16 protein-coding genes are annotated in these 15,109 nt (G+C 49.4%); 10 read left to right on the top strand and 6 right to left on the bottom strand.

The features are described from left to right. Positions 1-124 precede the first annotated feature (124 nt). Positions 125-877, top strand: a complete 753-nt coding sequence (locus H511_RS0116610; protein ID WP_237584056.1) for an AAA family ATPase — start codon at positions 125-127, stop codon at positions 875-877. Between the two features lie 304 nt (positions 878-1,181). Here H511_RS0116610 and H511_RS0116605 read toward each other — a convergent pair whose 3' ends face one another. Then, the gene (locus H511_RS0116605) at positions 1,182-2,138 is read right to left on the bottom strand and encodes a transposase (RefSeq protein WP_027253321.1); all 957 of its coding nucleotides are present in this window, start codon (positions 2,136-2,138) and stop codon (positions 1,182-1,184) included. Between the two features lie 330 nt (positions 2,139-2,468). On the opposite strand from H511_RS0116605, the gene H511_RS0116600 reads away from it, so the two are divergent. Continuing rightward, complete coding sequence (locus H511_RS0116600; protein ID WP_081669315.1) at positions 2,469-2,759, top strand: YkgJ family cysteine cluster protein; 291 nt, start codon at positions 2,469-2,471, stop codon at positions 2,757-2,759. 229 nt (positions 2,760-2,988) lie between these two features. On the opposite strand, the gene H511_RS0116595 is transcribed toward H511_RS0116600, so the two are convergent. Both H511_RS0116595 and H511_RS0116590 read right to left on the bottom strand, forming a co-directional pair. Continuing rightward, positions 2,989-3,732, bottom strand: a complete 744-nt coding sequence (locus tag H511_RS0116595) for a class I SAM-dependent DNA methyltransferase (protein ID WP_027253319.1) — start codon at positions 3,730-3,732, stop codon at positions 2,989-2,991. A 194-nt stretch (positions 3,733-3,926) separates the two neighbouring features. Continuing rightward, the gene (locus H511_RS0116590; protein ID WP_027253318.1) at positions 3,927-5,924 is read right to left on the bottom strand and encodes a methyl-accepting chemotaxis protein; all 1,998 of its coding nucleotides are present in this window, start codon (positions 5,922-5,924) and stop codon (positions 3,927-3,929) included. A gap of 361 nt (positions 5,925-6,285) precedes the next feature. Between H511_RS0116590 and hinT the strand changes: the two genes are divergently transcribed. The 8 genes from hinT (at position 6,286) to H511_RS0116550 (ending at position 12,973) form a co-directional block, all read left to right on the top strand. Next, the gene (gene hinT / locus H511_RS0116585; RefSeq protein ID WP_027253317.1) at positions 6,286-6,636 is read left to right on the top strand and encodes a purine nucleoside phosphoramidase; all 351 of its coding nucleotides are present in this window, start codon (positions 6,286-6,288) and stop codon (positions 6,634-6,636) included. Positions 6,637-6,704: 68 nt separating this feature from the next. Next, positions 6,705-8,102 carry a COG3014 family protein gene (locus H511_RS0116580; RefSeq protein WP_036759865.1) on the top strand — a complete coding sequence of 466 codons (1,398 nt, stop codon included), beginning with the start codon at positions 6,705-6,707 and terminating at the stop codon, positions 8,100-8,102. After that, positions 8,102-8,497: a YcfL family putative periplasmic lipoprotein gene (locus H511_RS0116575; protein WP_027253315.1), complete on the top strand. Its 396-nt coding sequence runs from the start codon at positions 8,102-8,104 to the stop codon at positions 8,495-8,497. Before H511_RS0116580 ends, H511_RS0116575 begins: the two co-directional genes overlap by 1 nt. A 69-nt stretch (positions 8,498-8,566) precedes the next feature. Further along, on the top strand, positions 8,567-9,157 hold the full coding sequence (gene lpoB / locus H511_RS0116570; protein WP_027253314.1) for a penicillin-binding protein activator LpoB: 591 nt from the start codon (positions 8,567-8,569) through the stop codon (positions 9,155-9,157). After that, on the top strand, positions 9,158-10,003 hold the full coding sequence (locus H511_RS23695) for a phosphotransferase (protein WP_051288285.1): 846 nt from the start codon (positions 9,158-9,160) through the stop codon (positions 10,001-10,003). A 48-nt stretch (positions 10,004-10,051) separates the two neighbouring features. Then, complete coding sequence (locus H511_RS23690) at positions 10,052-10,906, top strand: DUF6279 family lipoprotein (RefSeq protein ID WP_051288284.1); 855 nt, start codon at positions 10,052-10,054, stop codon at positions 10,904-10,906. 101 nt (positions 10,907-11,007) lie between these two features. Beyond that, complete coding sequence (gene ycfP, locus H511_RS0116555) at positions 11,008-11,550, top strand: alpha/beta hydrolase YcfP (RefSeq protein ID WP_027253313.1); 543 nt, start codon at positions 11,008-11,010, stop codon at positions 11,548-11,550. 133 nt (positions 11,551-11,683) lie between these two features. Then, positions 11,684-12,973 (top strand): NAD(P)/FAD-dependent oxidoreductase, encoded by a 1,290-nt coding sequence (locus H511_RS0116550; protein WP_027253312.1) that lies wholly within the window; start codon positions 11,684-11,686, stop codon positions 12,971-12,973. Between the two features lie 115 nt (positions 12,974-13,088). Here the strand turns inward: H511_RS0116550 and H511_RS0116545 are convergent, their stop codons facing one another. The 3 genes from H511_RS0116545 to H511_RS0116535 form a co-directional block, all read right to left on the bottom strand. Next, complete coding sequence (locus H511_RS0116545; protein ID WP_027253311.1) at positions 13,089-13,562, bottom strand: BamJ family beta-barrel-assembly machinery protein; 474 nt, start codon at positions 13,560-13,562, stop codon at positions 13,089-13,091. A gap of 69 nt (positions 13,563-13,631) precedes the next feature. Beyond that, the gene (locus H511_RS0116540; RefSeq protein ID WP_027253310.1) at positions 13,632-14,204 is read right to left on the bottom strand and encodes a GNAT family N-acetyltransferase; all 573 of its coding nucleotides are present in this window, start codon (positions 14,202-14,204) and stop codon (positions 13,632-13,634) included. Positions 14,205-14,263: 59 nt separating this feature from the next. Continuing rightward, a complete protein-coding gene (locus H511_RS0116535) occupies positions 14,264-15,085 on the bottom strand; it encodes a peptidoglycan binding protein CsiV (protein WP_027253309.1) in 822 nt (273 codons plus the stop codon). Between the last annotated feature and the right edge of the window lie 24 nt (positions 15,086-15,109).

Below are 15,109 nucleotides of genomic sequence, written 5' to 3'. Positions count from 1 at the left end.
GGACTCCAGGCGTGGTGCTGTGCAACTGCAGCGTTTTCGCATCAATACCATCACATCAGGTGATTTTCCTTGAATTTGGAGAGTTTATACGGCTCAATTCAGATTATTTCGACACTAGATTCAGATGATGGAACCTTTACCGTACTTAAGAGATATTCAGCTGAAACGAGAGAAAATTGACTCTTTTGGTCATTATCCGTTTTGTATTCCGGCAGTAAAAGGCCTGGATAAAATCGACTTCAGCCCGGAGGTCACAATTTTTGTCGGTGAAAATGGCAGCGGCAAATCAACCTTGCTGGAAGCCATTGCTGTCGGTATGGGGTTCAACGCAGAAGGGGGAACGAAGAATTTCAATTTCTCGACCCGAAGTACGCATTCTGAATTGTATAAGTCTATCCGCTACAACAAGTCGTTCAGGCGTTATAAGGACGGCTTTTTTCTCCGGGCTGAAAGTTTTTACAATGTCTCGACCCATATTGATGAACTGGACGAAGCGCCAGGTTTCGGGCCGCCTGTGATTGATTCATACGGTGGCGTATCCCTTCATCACCAGTCGCATGGTGAGTCATTTCTGTCATTAATGGTCGAGCGGTTTGGCGGTAAGGGCTTATATATACTGGACGAGCCTGAAGCTGCTTTATCCCCTATGCGCCAACTGTCGGTGCTCAGTCGAATGCATCAGCTGGTTCAGGATCAATCACAATTCATTATTGCTACCCATTCACCCATGATCATGGCGTATCCCGGCGCTCTGATTTATCAGATTGGCCCGTCCGGTATTCACCCGGTGAGATATGAAGAGACGGAACACTACGCGATTACGAAAGCGTTTCTGAATAACCCCCAACCCATGCTTGATGAGCTGTTTGTCGATTAACTGATTTAGAAGGACAGTCACGTTAATGCTTGGGGTGAATTATAAGGACAGGCACATTAATCTGGTCACGTTAATCGATTTACAAGGACAGACACATTAAAAAATGCAACTAAGGACAGTCATGCAAAAGATAAAGCCAGCAGATCCTTCACTGAGTTCGGTGAAGGGTTTTTAAAGTCCGTTAAAAGTATTGATTTACAGCGTGTTGGAATGCAAAGTCAGATTGTATGCCTCTGGCATGATTTCCAGGCGAGCAGCAGCATACGAATGTATCGCTGTTGAGGATCTGTTTGCTGTGAATGGGTTAAGGGATCTGTAAACCCGTTCGTCGTTGCCGGTTCAATTTCGGCAAAACGGCTTGAATTGATGAGGCTGTGCCAATGAGGATGCCTGTTTCTATTTTGGTGCAGATATTCAGCCACACATCAGAGTGTAAACCGAGCCGTTCAAGGATGGGATGCTGCGTAGAGCGGATATGGTGATGTTTTCCTTCCCTGATTTGCTGTCCGGTCCACTCAACCAGTTCAATATAATCGAATAGGTGAAAAGGCAGTCCTTCAGGCATGTTGTTACGCGAGGTGCCTGCAAAGGGAAACAGATTGGGCGCCGTTGTTTCGTTCTTTTGACGCGATTTAATGCGCGCTTTTACGGAAGTGTAGGAGGAGGTTTCCGGTGTCTCCGCGATACCGGCCCGGATCGGGTTTAAATCGACGTACGCCATGGCGGCAGCTAAAGCATTGTCATCCAGCAATGCCTGGCTTTTGAAGCGACCTTCCCAAAAGTGGCCAGTGCAGTCGTCTTCCTGATTGGCTTTGCTGGCGATGTACTGATTGAGCAGGCGCATGAACCAGCTGATGGAACAAAGCCGCTCGCGCCAGGTTTTGATGATGGTTAAGCAAGCAGACTGTTCGGCCTCGGATAAGGCTTCGTGCTTTAAAAACCGCTGAATCAGCACAGGGGCGCGATGTAAGGTGAGCCAGCGCTCTATAACTTCATGGTTCGAGAGGCGGTGGGCCTGATCCTTGTTGATATGCAGAACGACATGGTAGTGATTGCTCATAATGGCGTAGGCGCAAACATCCACACAAAAGACACTGGCAATCCGTTTCAAGCGTTTCTCAACCCACCCCCGCCGGTGTTCATAGCTGGTCTTGGTCAGTTCATCGTAGCCGCAAAGAAAGGAGCGGCGAACACAGCGGGAAACACAATGGTAGTAGGGCGTAGCTTCTATACTGATAAGTTGGCTGCGTGCTGTCGTCATTGGGAGTCACAACAATTGAGCTGGATGAATATACAGTATATGTCTGTGCTGGCCGAAAAAAGGAGCAAATCACGAAGTGGGGATCTGGGTCAGAATCTCATGAAATTGATGACGTTGTTTTTTTCTTCAGGTGTCTGTCCTTGTAGAACTGATGTCAAAATCTCATGTGCCTGTCCTTGTACGACTGGTTCTGGTACGACTGTTGACGTGTCTGTCCCGGTACATCGCTGGTACATCCCAAAATGGTCCTTATTGTCGCCTGGCCATCTATTTCGGTAAAACGGTGCGAATTAGCGTATTATGCCGTTACTGTATTTGCTGAAGATATTCATGACCATTCCAATAAAAAACATCGCTGTTCCTGAAGTTTCTTGCTCTACTTGTCAGGCTTGCTGTTGCCGCTTAGAAGTTATGATCATTACTGATACTGGCGTTCCAGAACAGCACATTGCCACTGATGAATGGGGCGGTGAAACCATGTTGCGTCTGGCCGACGGTTGGTGTTCGGCGCTAAACCGGGAAACTTTTATGTGTACCATCTATGAAAACCGGCCTTGGATTTGCCGGGAATTCGAAATGGGCTCATACGAATGTCGGGATGAAAGAGCAGATTTAGTATAATTATTGGGAATAAATCAGGCTCAGAAGAACAGAGTCTGTATGTCTAAAGCGCCTACGGACAAGTCAGATACAGTATAGAACGAGGTAAATAGACGCCTTTAAAGCGGGGCCAACATGGGTTTTGGACACCAAGTTGGCCTCTGGGGTAATGAAGCGGTTTTATAGTTGCTGCCAATAAGCCAATCAAATGAACATCACTCACAATCAACGTGAATGATGCCCATCAGAGTCAGATTTTCACGCAAGCGAAAAGGGCATTGCCTGAGCTGTTATCCCAAGGGATGATTTTCTCATAGTCATGTTCAAAGACATGCACATCAAAGTAGGGCTGCAGTATGTCTTTTAATTCATTGATAGTGACAGCGACCATGGGGTGTTCGTCATGCCACTTGTGGGTTTCTTCAGCCGTGCTTTTTTCGATGCTGAGCTTTAACGACTGTTTTTCGCCGTCGCCGCAATAATGCCAGCCAGAGTGGAAAGTGAACTGGCTGCCGTCGTGCTGGGCAGTGTGCCTGACAAATAAATCGTTATTGATTTTATCTTTGTCGACCACGTTAAAGCAGAACATCCCCTGATCGCTTAATGCACTGTGCACGCGGGCGATACAGTCTTTCAACTTTTCAATGCCATCGCTGTAATGAATGGAATACAGGAAACAGGTGATCAAGTCGACCGGGGAAGTGATATTGAAATCACTCATGTTTTGTCGAGTGAACTGTGCTTCCGGGCAGCGTGTGGCGGCAATATTCAGCATCGGCTGATTGATATCCAGTCCGCTGCTCTGATAGCCATAATCAATGAAATGCCGAACATGCGGTCCTGTTCCGCAGGCCAGATCAAGATGGGTCTTTCCGTTGTTACCGAACAATTGATGGAGCCGGCGAATACAGTGGCTTTGGGCCTGATAATCGATGTCGACACACATTAAGTCGTAATAGCCTGAAAGGTCTGTATATAGGGCGTTGGCGGACATAGTTGCCTGGTAGACTGCGCTGAAATTTTTGGGTGGCGCATAGTAAACCAATCTGCCGCAATTGCGAAGCAGATAAAAGTATCAGTAACTGTGCTTGTCGCTGGTTATGACGGGACAGACATGGTTGTGTGACGGGACAGACACTATAAAAAGGCCAGAAACGCGTTCTGGCCGTTTGAGCGTGATTGTATTGATCAGAGGGTAAATCGCTGAACCAGGGCGTTTTGCTCTTTGGCCTGATGATCCAGTTTCAGGCTGGCACTGGTGACGCTTTCCATCGCTGCAAGGTTGGCATCGGCAATTTCACTGATGTCTTCCAGGCTACGGGCAATACTGGCCGTGGTGCTGCGCTGCTCTTCGGTAGCCTGGACTATCTGGCTGCTCATATCGCTGATTTCAATAATGATGGCTTCAATTTCTTCCATCGCGCTGCTGGCTTCCGACGTCTGGTTGACGCTGTCTTCCATTTCGTTAACACAGCTTTCAATCACCTGAACCGCCTGGCTCGAGCTGGACTGCAGCTCTTGAATCATGGATTCAATCTCGCCTGTGGAGTCTGTGGTTCTCTGAGCAAGAATGCGCACTTCATCAGCAACGACCGCAAAACCCCGGCCTTGCTCACCGGCGCGGGCGGCCTCAATAGCCGCATTCAGTGCCAGCAGGTTGGTCTGATCGGCAATAGTGCGGATCACATCCAGGATACTGCCGATATTACTGCTCATTTGCTGAAGCTGGTTCACCGCTTGCACGGACTGATCCAACTGCTCAGACAATTGATGGGTGGTGGAAATATTACGGCCCATCACACCGCGGCCTATTGCCGCGGCTGATTCGACATTTTTCACTTTATCCAGAGTGTGCTGGGCACTTTGTGTCACCTGAGCCACAGAATGCTCCATTTCTGTCATTGCTGTCGCGACGGATGCGGTTTGCTGGCGCTGTTCGTTCAGGCGATCTTTGGCGTCGGCTGTGGTGGTCTGGTTCTGGGTCGCGACTTCCGTCAGCTCGGCAGAGGCATCGCTCAACTGGCTCAGCAGTTGCTGCAGATGGTCAGCCAGCGTATTGATGTGGTGGCTCAATTGCCCGAACTCAGCGAATGTGTTGTCTGTAATGCGCTTTGTCATATCGCCTGCTGTCAGTGCTTCCAGTGTGGTCAGGGTGGAAGCCAGCGGTTGTCTGACATTACGTGCCAGGAACCAGCCGATAACGACGGCCAGAAACGCGGCCAGGCTGCCCAACAGAACGGTATTTCTCACACCTGTCTGGTAAGACTCATCTGCCTGAGCGATGGCCGTATTCATGTCACCTCTTGCCTGGCTGCGGAAGCTTTCAAGCAAAGAATTAGCATTGTTAATTTCTGCCGCCAGATTACTGATACTGGTATAGAGGCGTTCCTGAGCCTGAATATAGTTAAAATGCACATCCAGCACACCGCCTGGCTGACCTATATCCTGATTGTATTGCCCAATCGACGAGTCAAAAGTCCGCTTGAGATCGGGGATCATTGAGGTCAGTGTGCGGTAAGAATTACTGAGATGGTTAACCAGGCGTTTATTGTTTTTTATCGCGTCATTAATTTTTTCAACATCACTGGACGCCAGAGCATCAGAAGTGATGGCTTCTGTCTGACCGAGTTTGTCGAAGTAACTTTTCGCCAGCATCAGCTCAGACACCCGGCTGCGATCGGCAATGACATCTTTCATCCGCACATTGAGGTCGCGATGCAACTGCTGAAAGCGGCGAATGGATTGCTGACGAGCTTCATTGGCAGCTAGCTGGTCACGGTAGTTGCTCATGGCAACCTGGGCCTGGGTAAAGTATCTGTCTTCTAATGCTTTCAAGGCTTCCAGCTGGCTGCTCAGCGAAGGGTAATCTTTCGCGGTATCGATAAGCGTTGCCAGGGTTTGCCTGAAATGATCGTAAGACTCAGTAAACTGACTTTCATATTGCTGCATTCGGTTCTGATCATTGGTGGTCAGAAAATCTTTAAACACTTTGTCGGCGACCAGAAGTTCCACATTGGCCTGACTGGAAATGGTGACTAACGGAACGGACTCGGTGTTTACCGACTCTAATTGCCCATAGATGGTTTTGGTTTCCATCAGCGTCAGTGTGCTGGTGGTCGCGAAGAGGCCGATCATCACGGCGAAACCCGCGTACATACGCCGGATGACAGAAGTCTGTTTTTTCATTGCACTATCGTCCCTAAAACATCCCGGGCCGGACACAGCCCGAGTATTTCCTTGCTTGCCAGTGTGGTTTTTATTATGAGTGTTATTATTTAGTTACTCATACCGCGTTTGCTTCACGACGTAAAATAAGTGTTCTCCAAGCCGTGACCGTGTCATCAAAATATCACCGTAATTTGCTAGGCAGGCGAATTTGTGAGGATAACCGGATACTCTCTGCACATACTTTGGCAGGTGTAACAAAATGAAGATCCTGCAGTGAAATAATCGCTGGAAAACAGGTTTAAAACGACGTTCAATATTGCTCTGATTACGCGACTCACGCATACTCGGCAATAGTGAAAATCAAAAGATGGAGAAAGTCATGGCAGAAGAAACGATCTTCAGCAAAATAATCCGTAAGGAAATCCCGGCTGATGTGGTGTATCAGGATGATCTGGTTACTGCATTTCGCGATATTAACCCCCGTGCACCAAGCCATATCCTGATCATTCCTAACAAGCTGGTTCCTACTGTGAACCATGTGGAAGCGGAAGATGAAGCGATGATGGGGCGTTTGTTTACCGTTGCCCGCAAACTGGCAGAAGCAGAAGGGATTGCAGAAGACGGTTATCGCCTGATTGTGAACTGTAATCCTCATGGTGGACAGGAAGTGTATCACGTTCATATGCACCTGTTGGGTGGACGACCGCTCGGCCCGATGCTGGTTGGTTAAGACGGTTAATCTTCATGGTTTGTCGGCAGCAGAGATTTTGTCGACGGCCAGATGACAAACAGGATCGAATGAAAAAACATTTCCGGCATATCACTCTTGTCTTTTTTTGCGCGTTTATTCTCTCAGGCTGTGCCAATTTATCCGGGCACAGTCTGTTCAGCCATTACAGTGCCAGCATCAAATCGAGCAGACAGGCTTTGTATCAAGGCCAGATTCAGGGCGCATTAGACAGCTTGCCTGATGAGCCGGCAGGGGCGATTCTCGACGGCATGGAGCGGGGCAGGCTGACGTTGCTGGCAGGCGATTACACGGCCAGCTTTGCTGCGCTGCAGAAATCGGACAACGCGGTTAAAGAGCAGCAAAACGCTGCCCGGATTCAGGTGTCTGAAGGGTTGAATCAGGCTGGGGCATTGTTCACCAATGACAATATGATCAGCTACCAAGCCTCTGATTATGAACTGGGATTTTTGCATTTATATCTTGCGCTGAACTACATTCATAATCGGGACCTGAATGGTGCGCTGGTTGAAATGCGCAGAGCGAATCAGGTGCAGGAAGCGGCCAGACAGCAGCGTGAATCTGAGTTAGCTTCGGTAGAAAGTCAGCTGCGAAAAGAGGGGCTGGCAGACAATATCGGCTCGGTGCTCGCGCGTTACCCCAATGCCGGGCAGACGCTGGCAGCGGTGCAGAACGGCTATTTGTTCTATCTGTCAGGCATGCTGTATGAAGCGGACGGCAATCTGAATGATGCTTATATTGATTTCAAACGGGCGTTAGCGGTCGCTCCTGATAATCCTTATGTGGCAGAGGCGGTGCAAAGATTGGCTGAGCGACTGAGCATGACAGATGATCAGCAGTTGTTGGCCAAAAAGTATGGCCCCTGGCAATCACCTCAGTCCGGAACTGGTCGCCTGATTATTTTAGATGAACAGGGTGTGGTACAGGCTCCCGAAGGCTGGCGTTTGCCGCTTTGGCTCTATAACAGCCAGGGTCAGAGTGTGCTTTACAATCTGGCACTGCCGCATTATCCGCCGCGTCCGGCAGTATTGCCGGGTAAACTCAGCCTTAACAACCGGTTACTGACTGTACCGCCTTTGGTCAATGTCGATCAGATGGCGAAACAGAACCTGAACGAAACCCTGCCAGTACGGGTATTGCGCCAGAGCCTGCGAGTGATTGCCAAAGAGCAGGTCAGGCAGTCGGCGGCGCGGAACGGTGATGAAGTCGGTAATGTTTTGGCTAATATATTCAATACATTAACAGAGCAACCGGATACAAGAAGCTGGCAGACGCTGCCTGCTCAGGTTGCTTTGTACCAGGAAGACCTGCCTCCCGGCAGCCATCAGATTCAATGGCAGGGCAGGTCGGTGGATGCTGAGGTTAAACCAGGCCGTACCACTATGGTCTGGATTTCCCGACAGGGCCAGTCAATGAGTGGCTGGTCGGTGTTATTAGGAGGAAACTGATGAAATATTTTGCGGCAATACTGTTAACTGTGATGATGGCAGCCTGTGCGGATACCACAACCTCTGGTATCAGTATTGATAGCAGTAACCAGTATGTGGTCATTGCTAACCCTTCTCTGGCTAACCAGATTGGGATAGAAAAAGCCATTGTCTCGCGTCAGAATGGTTTGCTTCAGGCCGGTGTACCGGTAAACAGCAAGTCAGATACTGATATTAAGCTGCAGTACCGTTTTTACTGGTACGATGCCAAAGGTCTGGAAGTCAGTGGCAGTGAAAGCCCGTGGCGGCAGTTCGTACTGCACGGTAAAGACACCATGACAATCAAAGCCATGGCGAAGAGCGCGGATGTCACCAATTACCGTATTTATATCCGTGAAGCGACCAGTACCTGGTAAGCAAATGTAGCGGGCTGACTGAAATCACCCCAGTATTCCAAGAATGATAAAACCGATTAAGGGTTAGAAATGAAGAAACGCGCCATAGCTTTAGTGGGAATTGCTGCCCTGATGGGTGGTTGTGCAAAACAGGTAACTTATGGAGATGCTCAGGGGGTAGAAACCACGACCTCTGAATTCGGCTCGACTGACCTGCAAAAGATTGCGGAAAACATGACAGACAGCATGCTGGCATCTGGCTCAGTGGGCGCGATCACTGCCGGTAAGCGTCCAATCATAGTGGTGGACAGCATCAAAAATAAAACCAGCGAGCACATTGATACAGAATCTATTACCGATTCAATCAGCACGCGAATGCTCAACTCAGGCAAGTTCCGTTTTGTCGATATGACACGTGTGGAAGCTGTTCGTAAGCAACTGAACTTCCAGAACAACGATGAACTGGTTAATCAAAGCACGGCGATTCAGTTTGGCAAGATGGTTGGCGCGGAATACATGATGTACGGCAATCTTGCCAGTATCGTGAAGCAGTCAGGCAGCGATAAAGACGTGTATTACAAAATGACTATGCGCCTGATGGATCTGGAAACCGGCCTGATTGAGTGGGCGGATGAAACTGAAATCCGTAAGCAGGAAGCCAAACGCTTGCTGGGCTGGTAAGTGCCTGGCTCATCGTTTCTTCAGCCGGATGAATGGCCATTCTCCCGCATTGCTGGTTTTGATGTGCTGAATGCCCGCCCTGTAGGAGGCGGGCTCAGCAACCGGTGCTGGCAGCTTGTCCTGCAATCCTCTTCATCGTCTGATGTGCAAGCGGTCTGGCGTCCTGTCAGCCCGGCCAGTCAGGCATTCGGCGTTAACCGTCATCATGAATATCAGCTGTTATCAGCGATTCAGTCTTGCCCGTTTGCCCCGAATCCGATTGCACAAACGCCGGCTGGTATACTCGTTGAATGGATAGAAGGGAATGTCTGTACCCATTCCCCATCGCCAGCCGTGCTGATGGCCTTGCAGACCAGGATTCACCGATTACCTTTGCCCGGCTGGCGGTTAGCCGTGCGTCAGCGGGCTGAACAGTATCTTGCTGCCATCTCACCAGCGGATAAAGGGGAAGAACTGGCATCGGTATGTGCACATTTTTTCAGTCATATCCCTCAAAGTGGGTTTCCTGACACCTGCTGCCATCATGATCTGGGGTTTTACAATCTTATTCAGCGTCCGGGCGGAGAGCTGGCCGTGATTGACTGGGAGTATGCGGCGGCCGGTGACCCTATGCTGGATCTGGCGCTGACAGTTCAGGCCAACCATCTTGATGTTGCGGCAACCGCACAGCACTACTGCCGTTATCAGGGGGGCGACCCGGATCTTGTCTCACAAGCAGTGCAGCAGTGGCTACCCTGGTGCGATTTCTTGGCTATGCTTTGGTATTATGCTGGCGCAAATTTGTGGCAGGATGACACCTATCGTATTGAGGCAAAAGCATTGTTAGCGAAATTGATTGCTGCCTGATAGCTATCGTCGGGTAAACCTGTCAGCCAGTTTCCGGAGGAAGTACGTGTGAGTTTAGCCTGTGCTCGTTGGCATCGTCCGTTACTGTTGTTGTGTGTGTTGGTTTTACTCTCGGGATGTGCCGCCCGTCTTGCCTATAACACCATGAACTATTGGATTTTCTGGTATCTGGATGATTATGTCAGCCTGACTCCGACGCAGGAATCCCGGTTTGAAAGCGAGCTGTTACAGGCCCAGGCTGTGCACCGCCGTCAGGAGTTGCCAAAACTGCATCAGCATATTCTTGATTTTCAGCAGGATCTGCAACGCCCGCTGACCTCAGAACAGATAAAAAGCTACCACTATAGCTTTACGGCACTGGCAGAGCAGAGTGTTTCAGTTTTTACCCCGCCGGCGGCCAACCTGCTGCGATACCTGAGTAATATCCAGATTGACCAGATTAACAGTAAGATCACCAAGGATTTGGATGAGCTTCGGACCAAAAGAGAGAAGTTAAGCCAGGAAGAGAAACTTCAGCGTTATACCGCCAGGTTTGAAAAATTCAGCAAGGAATGGATTGGTTCACTGACGGATGAGCAGCAAACCATTATTGAGCAACTGGCAAAGCACCAGTTGGATATTGAACCTGTCTTTTTTTCTGCGCGTAGCGGGCTTTATCAGCAATGGCTGGCGTTATTGTCGCAGCGTCACCGTCCGGAATTTGATGTCAGGCTCGAGAAGTTATTAAAAGATATTGTCGGTCTTCGCTATGCACCGGTACAGTCTCAATTAGATCAATACCTTCAGCGCCGGTTTGCCTTAATGGCACAGCTGAATCAGAGTTTGTCTGCTTCTCAGCGCCAGTATCTGATGAATAAATTAACCGAAACGCGCAAAGAGATAGCCGTCTTGATCCAACAGTAACCGCCCAGCGGCCTGATTAACCACTTTATTTTTGTGGGTAAAAGGCGAATGCCGTATAGTTATTGACCTTAATACGGACATTTTTCAGGAGCCGCTTTACTATGATCATTTATCTGCATGGTTTTGATTCCACCAGCCCTGGTAACCACGAAAAAGTGCTTCAGCTGCAATTTATCGATCCCGATGTTCGCGCAGTGACTTATAGTACATTTCATCCCAAACACGATATGCAACACTTGCTGAAAGAAGTGGATAAGCTCATTGCTGCCAGTGATGATGCGCATCCGTTGATATGTGGCGTAGGGTTAGGGGGTTACTGGGCTGAGCGTATCGGTTTTCTCTGTGGTATCAAGCAAGCAATCATTAACCCGAATTTACATCCTGAAACAAATATGCAGGGGAAAATAGACCGACCTGAAGAGTACGAAGATATAGCAACAAAATGCGTGTCTGATTTCAGAGAAAAAAATACCGGGAAGTGCCTCTGTATACTTTCAACTAATGATGAAGTGTTAGATAATCGATCCATAAATAGAACATTGGACGCATATTACCAAGTGATCTGGGACGATACACAAACGCATAAATTCAAGAAAATCTCCCAGCACTTACAAGCAATAAAGCAATTTAAAGCAACCAATTGAGTATATGCCTCTCCCTCCGCAGACGGATTGAAACAATCCTCTGCCCAACTCTACGTCAGTCAGAATTTTTACCTGGCAGGGCAAAGTCCCTGCCGGTTTGTGCAAGATTTATAAAAACTAGAGGAAAAAGACTGTGACGAGAATTATCGTAGTTGGAGGCGGTGCCGGAGGCCTGGAATTGGCCACCAAACTAGGGCGAACCTTAGGCCGTAAACGAAAAGCAAACGTTACCCTGGTAGATAAGAACAGCAGTCATCTGTGGAAACCATTGTTACATGAAGTGGCGACCGGCTCGCTGGATGAAGGCGTTGACGCATTGAGCTACCGCGCACATGCCAAAAACCATCATTTCGATTTTCAATTGGGCGCGCTGAAAGACATTGACCGCGACCGCAAAAGCATCACATTGCACCCGCTTTACGATGAGCACGATGAACTGCTGATCCCTGAGCGCGAGATTGAATACGACATCCTGGTTCTGGCTATCGGTTCGAAATGTAACGATTTCAATACACCCGGGGTGCGAGAGCATTGTATTTTCCTGGACAATCCGGCGCAGGCACATAAATTCAGAACGGAAATGAATAATCAGTTCCTGAAGCTGCATGCCCACAAAGAGCAGAAAACGGTGGATATTGCCATTGTCGGTGCGGGTGCTACCGGGGTGGAACTGTCTGCAGAGCTGCATAATGCCGTGAAAGAACTGCGTTTGTACGGCTTTGGTGATCTGGACAGCTCACGACTGAATGTCAACCTGATTGAAGCCGGTGAGCGCATTCTGCCTGCATTGCCGCCCCGTATTTCAGCTGCCGCGCACACTGAGCTGACTAAGCTGGGCGTAAAAGTGCACACAGCAACCATGGTGATTAAAGCAGATGAAACCGGTCTGACAACCAAAGACGGTCAGCACATTCCGGCCAAACTCATGGTCTGGGCGGCGGGCATTAAAGCCCCGGATTTCATCAAAGATATTGCGGGTCTGGAAACCAACCGTATCAACCAGCTGGTGGTGAAAGACACGCTGCAGACTACCCGTGACGATGATATTTATGTGATTGGGGATCTGGCTGCCTGTACGCAAAAGGACGGCACCCTGGTTCCGCCTCGTGCACAGTCGGCGCATCAGATGGCCAGTCGCTGCTTCTCAAATATTGTCGCTAAGCTGACAGACCGTGCGCAGAAGCCTTATGTCTTTGTGGATCATGGCTCGCTGGTTTCCCTGAGCCGTTTTTCTACCGTCGGGAGCCTGATGGGTAACCTGACCAAAGGGTCGATGATGATTGAAGGCCGCATTGCCCGCGTGATGTATATTTCACTGTACCGGATGCACCATATTGCGCTGCACGGTTTCTTTAAGACCAGTCTGATGATGCTGGTTGGGCGGATTAACCGCGTGTTGCGTCCTAACCTTAAACTTCATTAAGGCGACAGTGCCAGGTGTCTGACACCTGGATCTGGCGCCCAATAAAAAACCGCCTGCAACGGCGGTTTTTTTGTTGTCTCTAAGCCAGTACCCAGCGGTGGTGGTGGTTTGGGGATCAATTAATTTTTAATAATTCGACATCGAAAATCAGCACCGATCCGGGACCGATTTTACCCATAGAGCGGTTACCATACGCCAGTTCGGCCGGGATAAACAAACGCACCTTTTCCCCTTCAACCATCAGTTGAAGCCCTTCGGTCCAGCCTTTGATCACCTGATTGAGGTTGAAAGCGATCGGCTCGCCACGCTCAACAGAGCTATCAAACACAGTGCCGTCAATCAGGGTGCCGTGGTAGTGGACAGTTACCTTGTCTGATGGCTTGGGGTGTGCCGTACCCGTGCCTGATTTCAGCACAGTATATTGCAAGCCGGAGGCTGTGATTTTAACACCTTCCTGGTTTTTATTGGCTTCAAGGAAGGCTTTGCCTTCTTCTGCATTTTGAACCGCCAACTGCTTATTGTTCTGGCTGCGTTGAAAGAAGAAAATTACCAAGCCGATAATAATGATCGCGATAATAATTTTAAACACTGATATTCCTACCTTTTTTGTCTTGTCTTTGATGAATATAGCCAAGTATCCCAGGATTATTTGGCTATCTTAGCTTATCCGGTGGCGTTTAGGTGCCAAGTCCTGCGGGATCAGTGCGTAGACCATGCCATCGCAGGCTTTGCCATGGGTGTAAATTCGGTTACGGCTCAGAGATTCGAACAGGGCGCCTGTGCGTTCAGCGGTTTTCTGGCTGGGGGTATTAGTGATGTGGACCACGATTTCCAGTCGGGTCAGTGCCAGTGTATCAAACGCAAAACGCGCCAGAGCGACAATCGCTTCTGTCGCATAACCCTGACGGTGGCAACTGCTTCGGATCCAATAGCCCAATTCAGCAGAATTGGTGAGCTGAGACAGATTATTCAGACACACAGTGCCTAAAAATTTGTCGTCACGGCGGGTAAAAATAGCCAGCTCATAGCCATTGTCGATTTTCCAGTTCATCTGAGAAGCCGACAGCCAGGCGTGTGCATCCTGTTGGTCATAGCCATCATGACACCACTCGACCCAGGGCGATAAATCCGGCTGCGATTCCAGTACCGCGGACAGGTTGTCATCGACATCCGCAATTTTGTAGGGGCGCAGGTAAAGGCGGGGAGTGGTGAGCATGAAGTCCAGCTTCATCGGTGATTCCTGCAGACAGTAACCGGAAAAAGGGGCCAGATGGCCCCTCGCAAATGTTGTTATTCTGAATCAAGGCGGCGGATTTGTACCACCATCCCCATCAGCGGGTGATCAAGATAATGGGTTTCACCGCTGCGCATTTTACGCTGCTGGTCAAAGCGGAACGCTTTGAGGAATTCTTCAACTTCTATTTTCTTTTTCACTTCCTGCAGCTGTCCGTACTGAACCGTGCCGCTCTGGTTGGGATCCAGACTGTCTAATGGCTCGGTGCCGACAACCACTTCACGGCGGCCGGGCTCACGTAAATCCAGCTGGGTATTGGTGAAAAGAAAGTGATTCACATAGACCTGAATTTTCCCTTCAAGCTCATACAGCGGCTTACTTGCTGCCGGAGAAGGCTCTGCTGGCGTGACCTCACCGGACGCAAGATCAAAGCTGGGTGGTGCAGTCATTTCACTGCTGCTCAGGCCACGGCGCGCCGCTTCGGCTTTCGAGGTGCCGTCTTGCAGAAACTGACCTGAGAAATCCCGGCCAGCGGTGAAGTGAAAAGTCGGTGCCTGTGCTTTGCTGAGATCCCCCTGCCGCCAGCCAAAGTGAGCAAGCGGGGTGAAACCGGCATGACTCTTCAGGCGCTGATACTGTTCGCTCAGCTTAAACCGGCTGGCCGGCATAGGCGTAATGCCTCTGTTTGCCAGTTGCGCCATATTGTTCAGTCGCACCGCGCCACTGTAATTCAGAGGCTCTGCCTGATCCGGCCAGGATTCAGCCGTTTGTCCCGGATCAATATTTCGCTTGAAGATAATGACTTCAATGTCAAATTGTCGCGCTGCGAAACTTGGCAGGCTGATGACAAGCAGCAGCAAATAAATCAGATTTTTCAAGGTTATACTCCGCACTGGTATGCA

The organism is Photobacterium halotolerans DSM 18316 (assembly GCF_000425165.1).
Lineage (GTDB): Bacteria > Pseudomonadota > Gammaproteobacteria > Enterobacterales > Vibrionaceae > Photobacterium > Photobacterium halotolerans.
This window is presented reverse-complemented; position numbering and strand designations above follow the sequence as displayed.

Bases quoted from the DNA above. Each gene is read 5' to 3' on its own strand.
- H511_RS0116610 (WP_237584056.1), top strand. From the start codon at position 125: ATGATGGAACCTTTACCGTACTTAAGAGATATTCAGCTGAAACGAGAG.
- H511_RS0116605 (WP_027253321.1), bottom strand. From the start codon at position 2,138: ATGACGACAGCACGCAGCCAACTTATCAGTATAGAAGCTACGCCCTAC.
- H511_RS0116600 (WP_081669315.1), top strand. From the start codon at position 2,469: ATGACCATTCCAATAAAAAACATCGCTGTTCCTGAAGTTTCTTGCTCT.
- H511_RS0116595 (WP_027253319.1), bottom strand. From the start codon at position 3,732: ATGTCCGCCAACGCCCTATATACAGACCTTTCAGGCTATTACGACTTA.
- H511_RS0116590 (WP_027253318.1), bottom strand. From the start codon at position 5,924: ATGAAAAAACAGACTTCTGTCATCCGGCGTATGTACGCGGGTTTCGCC.
- hinT (WP_027253317.1), top strand. From the start codon at position 6,286: ATGGCAGAAGAAACGATCTTCAGCAAAATAATCCGTAAGGAAATCCCG.
- H511_RS0116580 (WP_036759865.1), top strand. From the start codon at position 6,705: ATGAAAAAACATTTCCGGCATATCACTCTTGTCTTTTTTTGCGCGTTT.
- H511_RS0116575 (WP_027253315.1), top strand. From the start codon at position 8,102: ATGAAATATTTTGCGGCAATACTGTTAACTGTGATGATGGCAGCCTGT.
- lpoB (WP_027253314.1), top strand. From the start codon at position 8,567: ATGAAGAAACGCGCCATAGCTTTAGTGGGAATTGCTGCCCTGATGGGT.
- ycfP (WP_027253313.1), top strand. From the start codon at position 11,008: ATGATCATTTATCTGCATGGTTTTGATTCCACCAGCCCTGGTAACCAC.
- H511_RS0116540 (WP_027253310.1), bottom strand. From the start codon at position 14,204: ATGAAGCTGGACTTCATGCTCACCACTCCCCGCCTTTACCTGCGCCCC.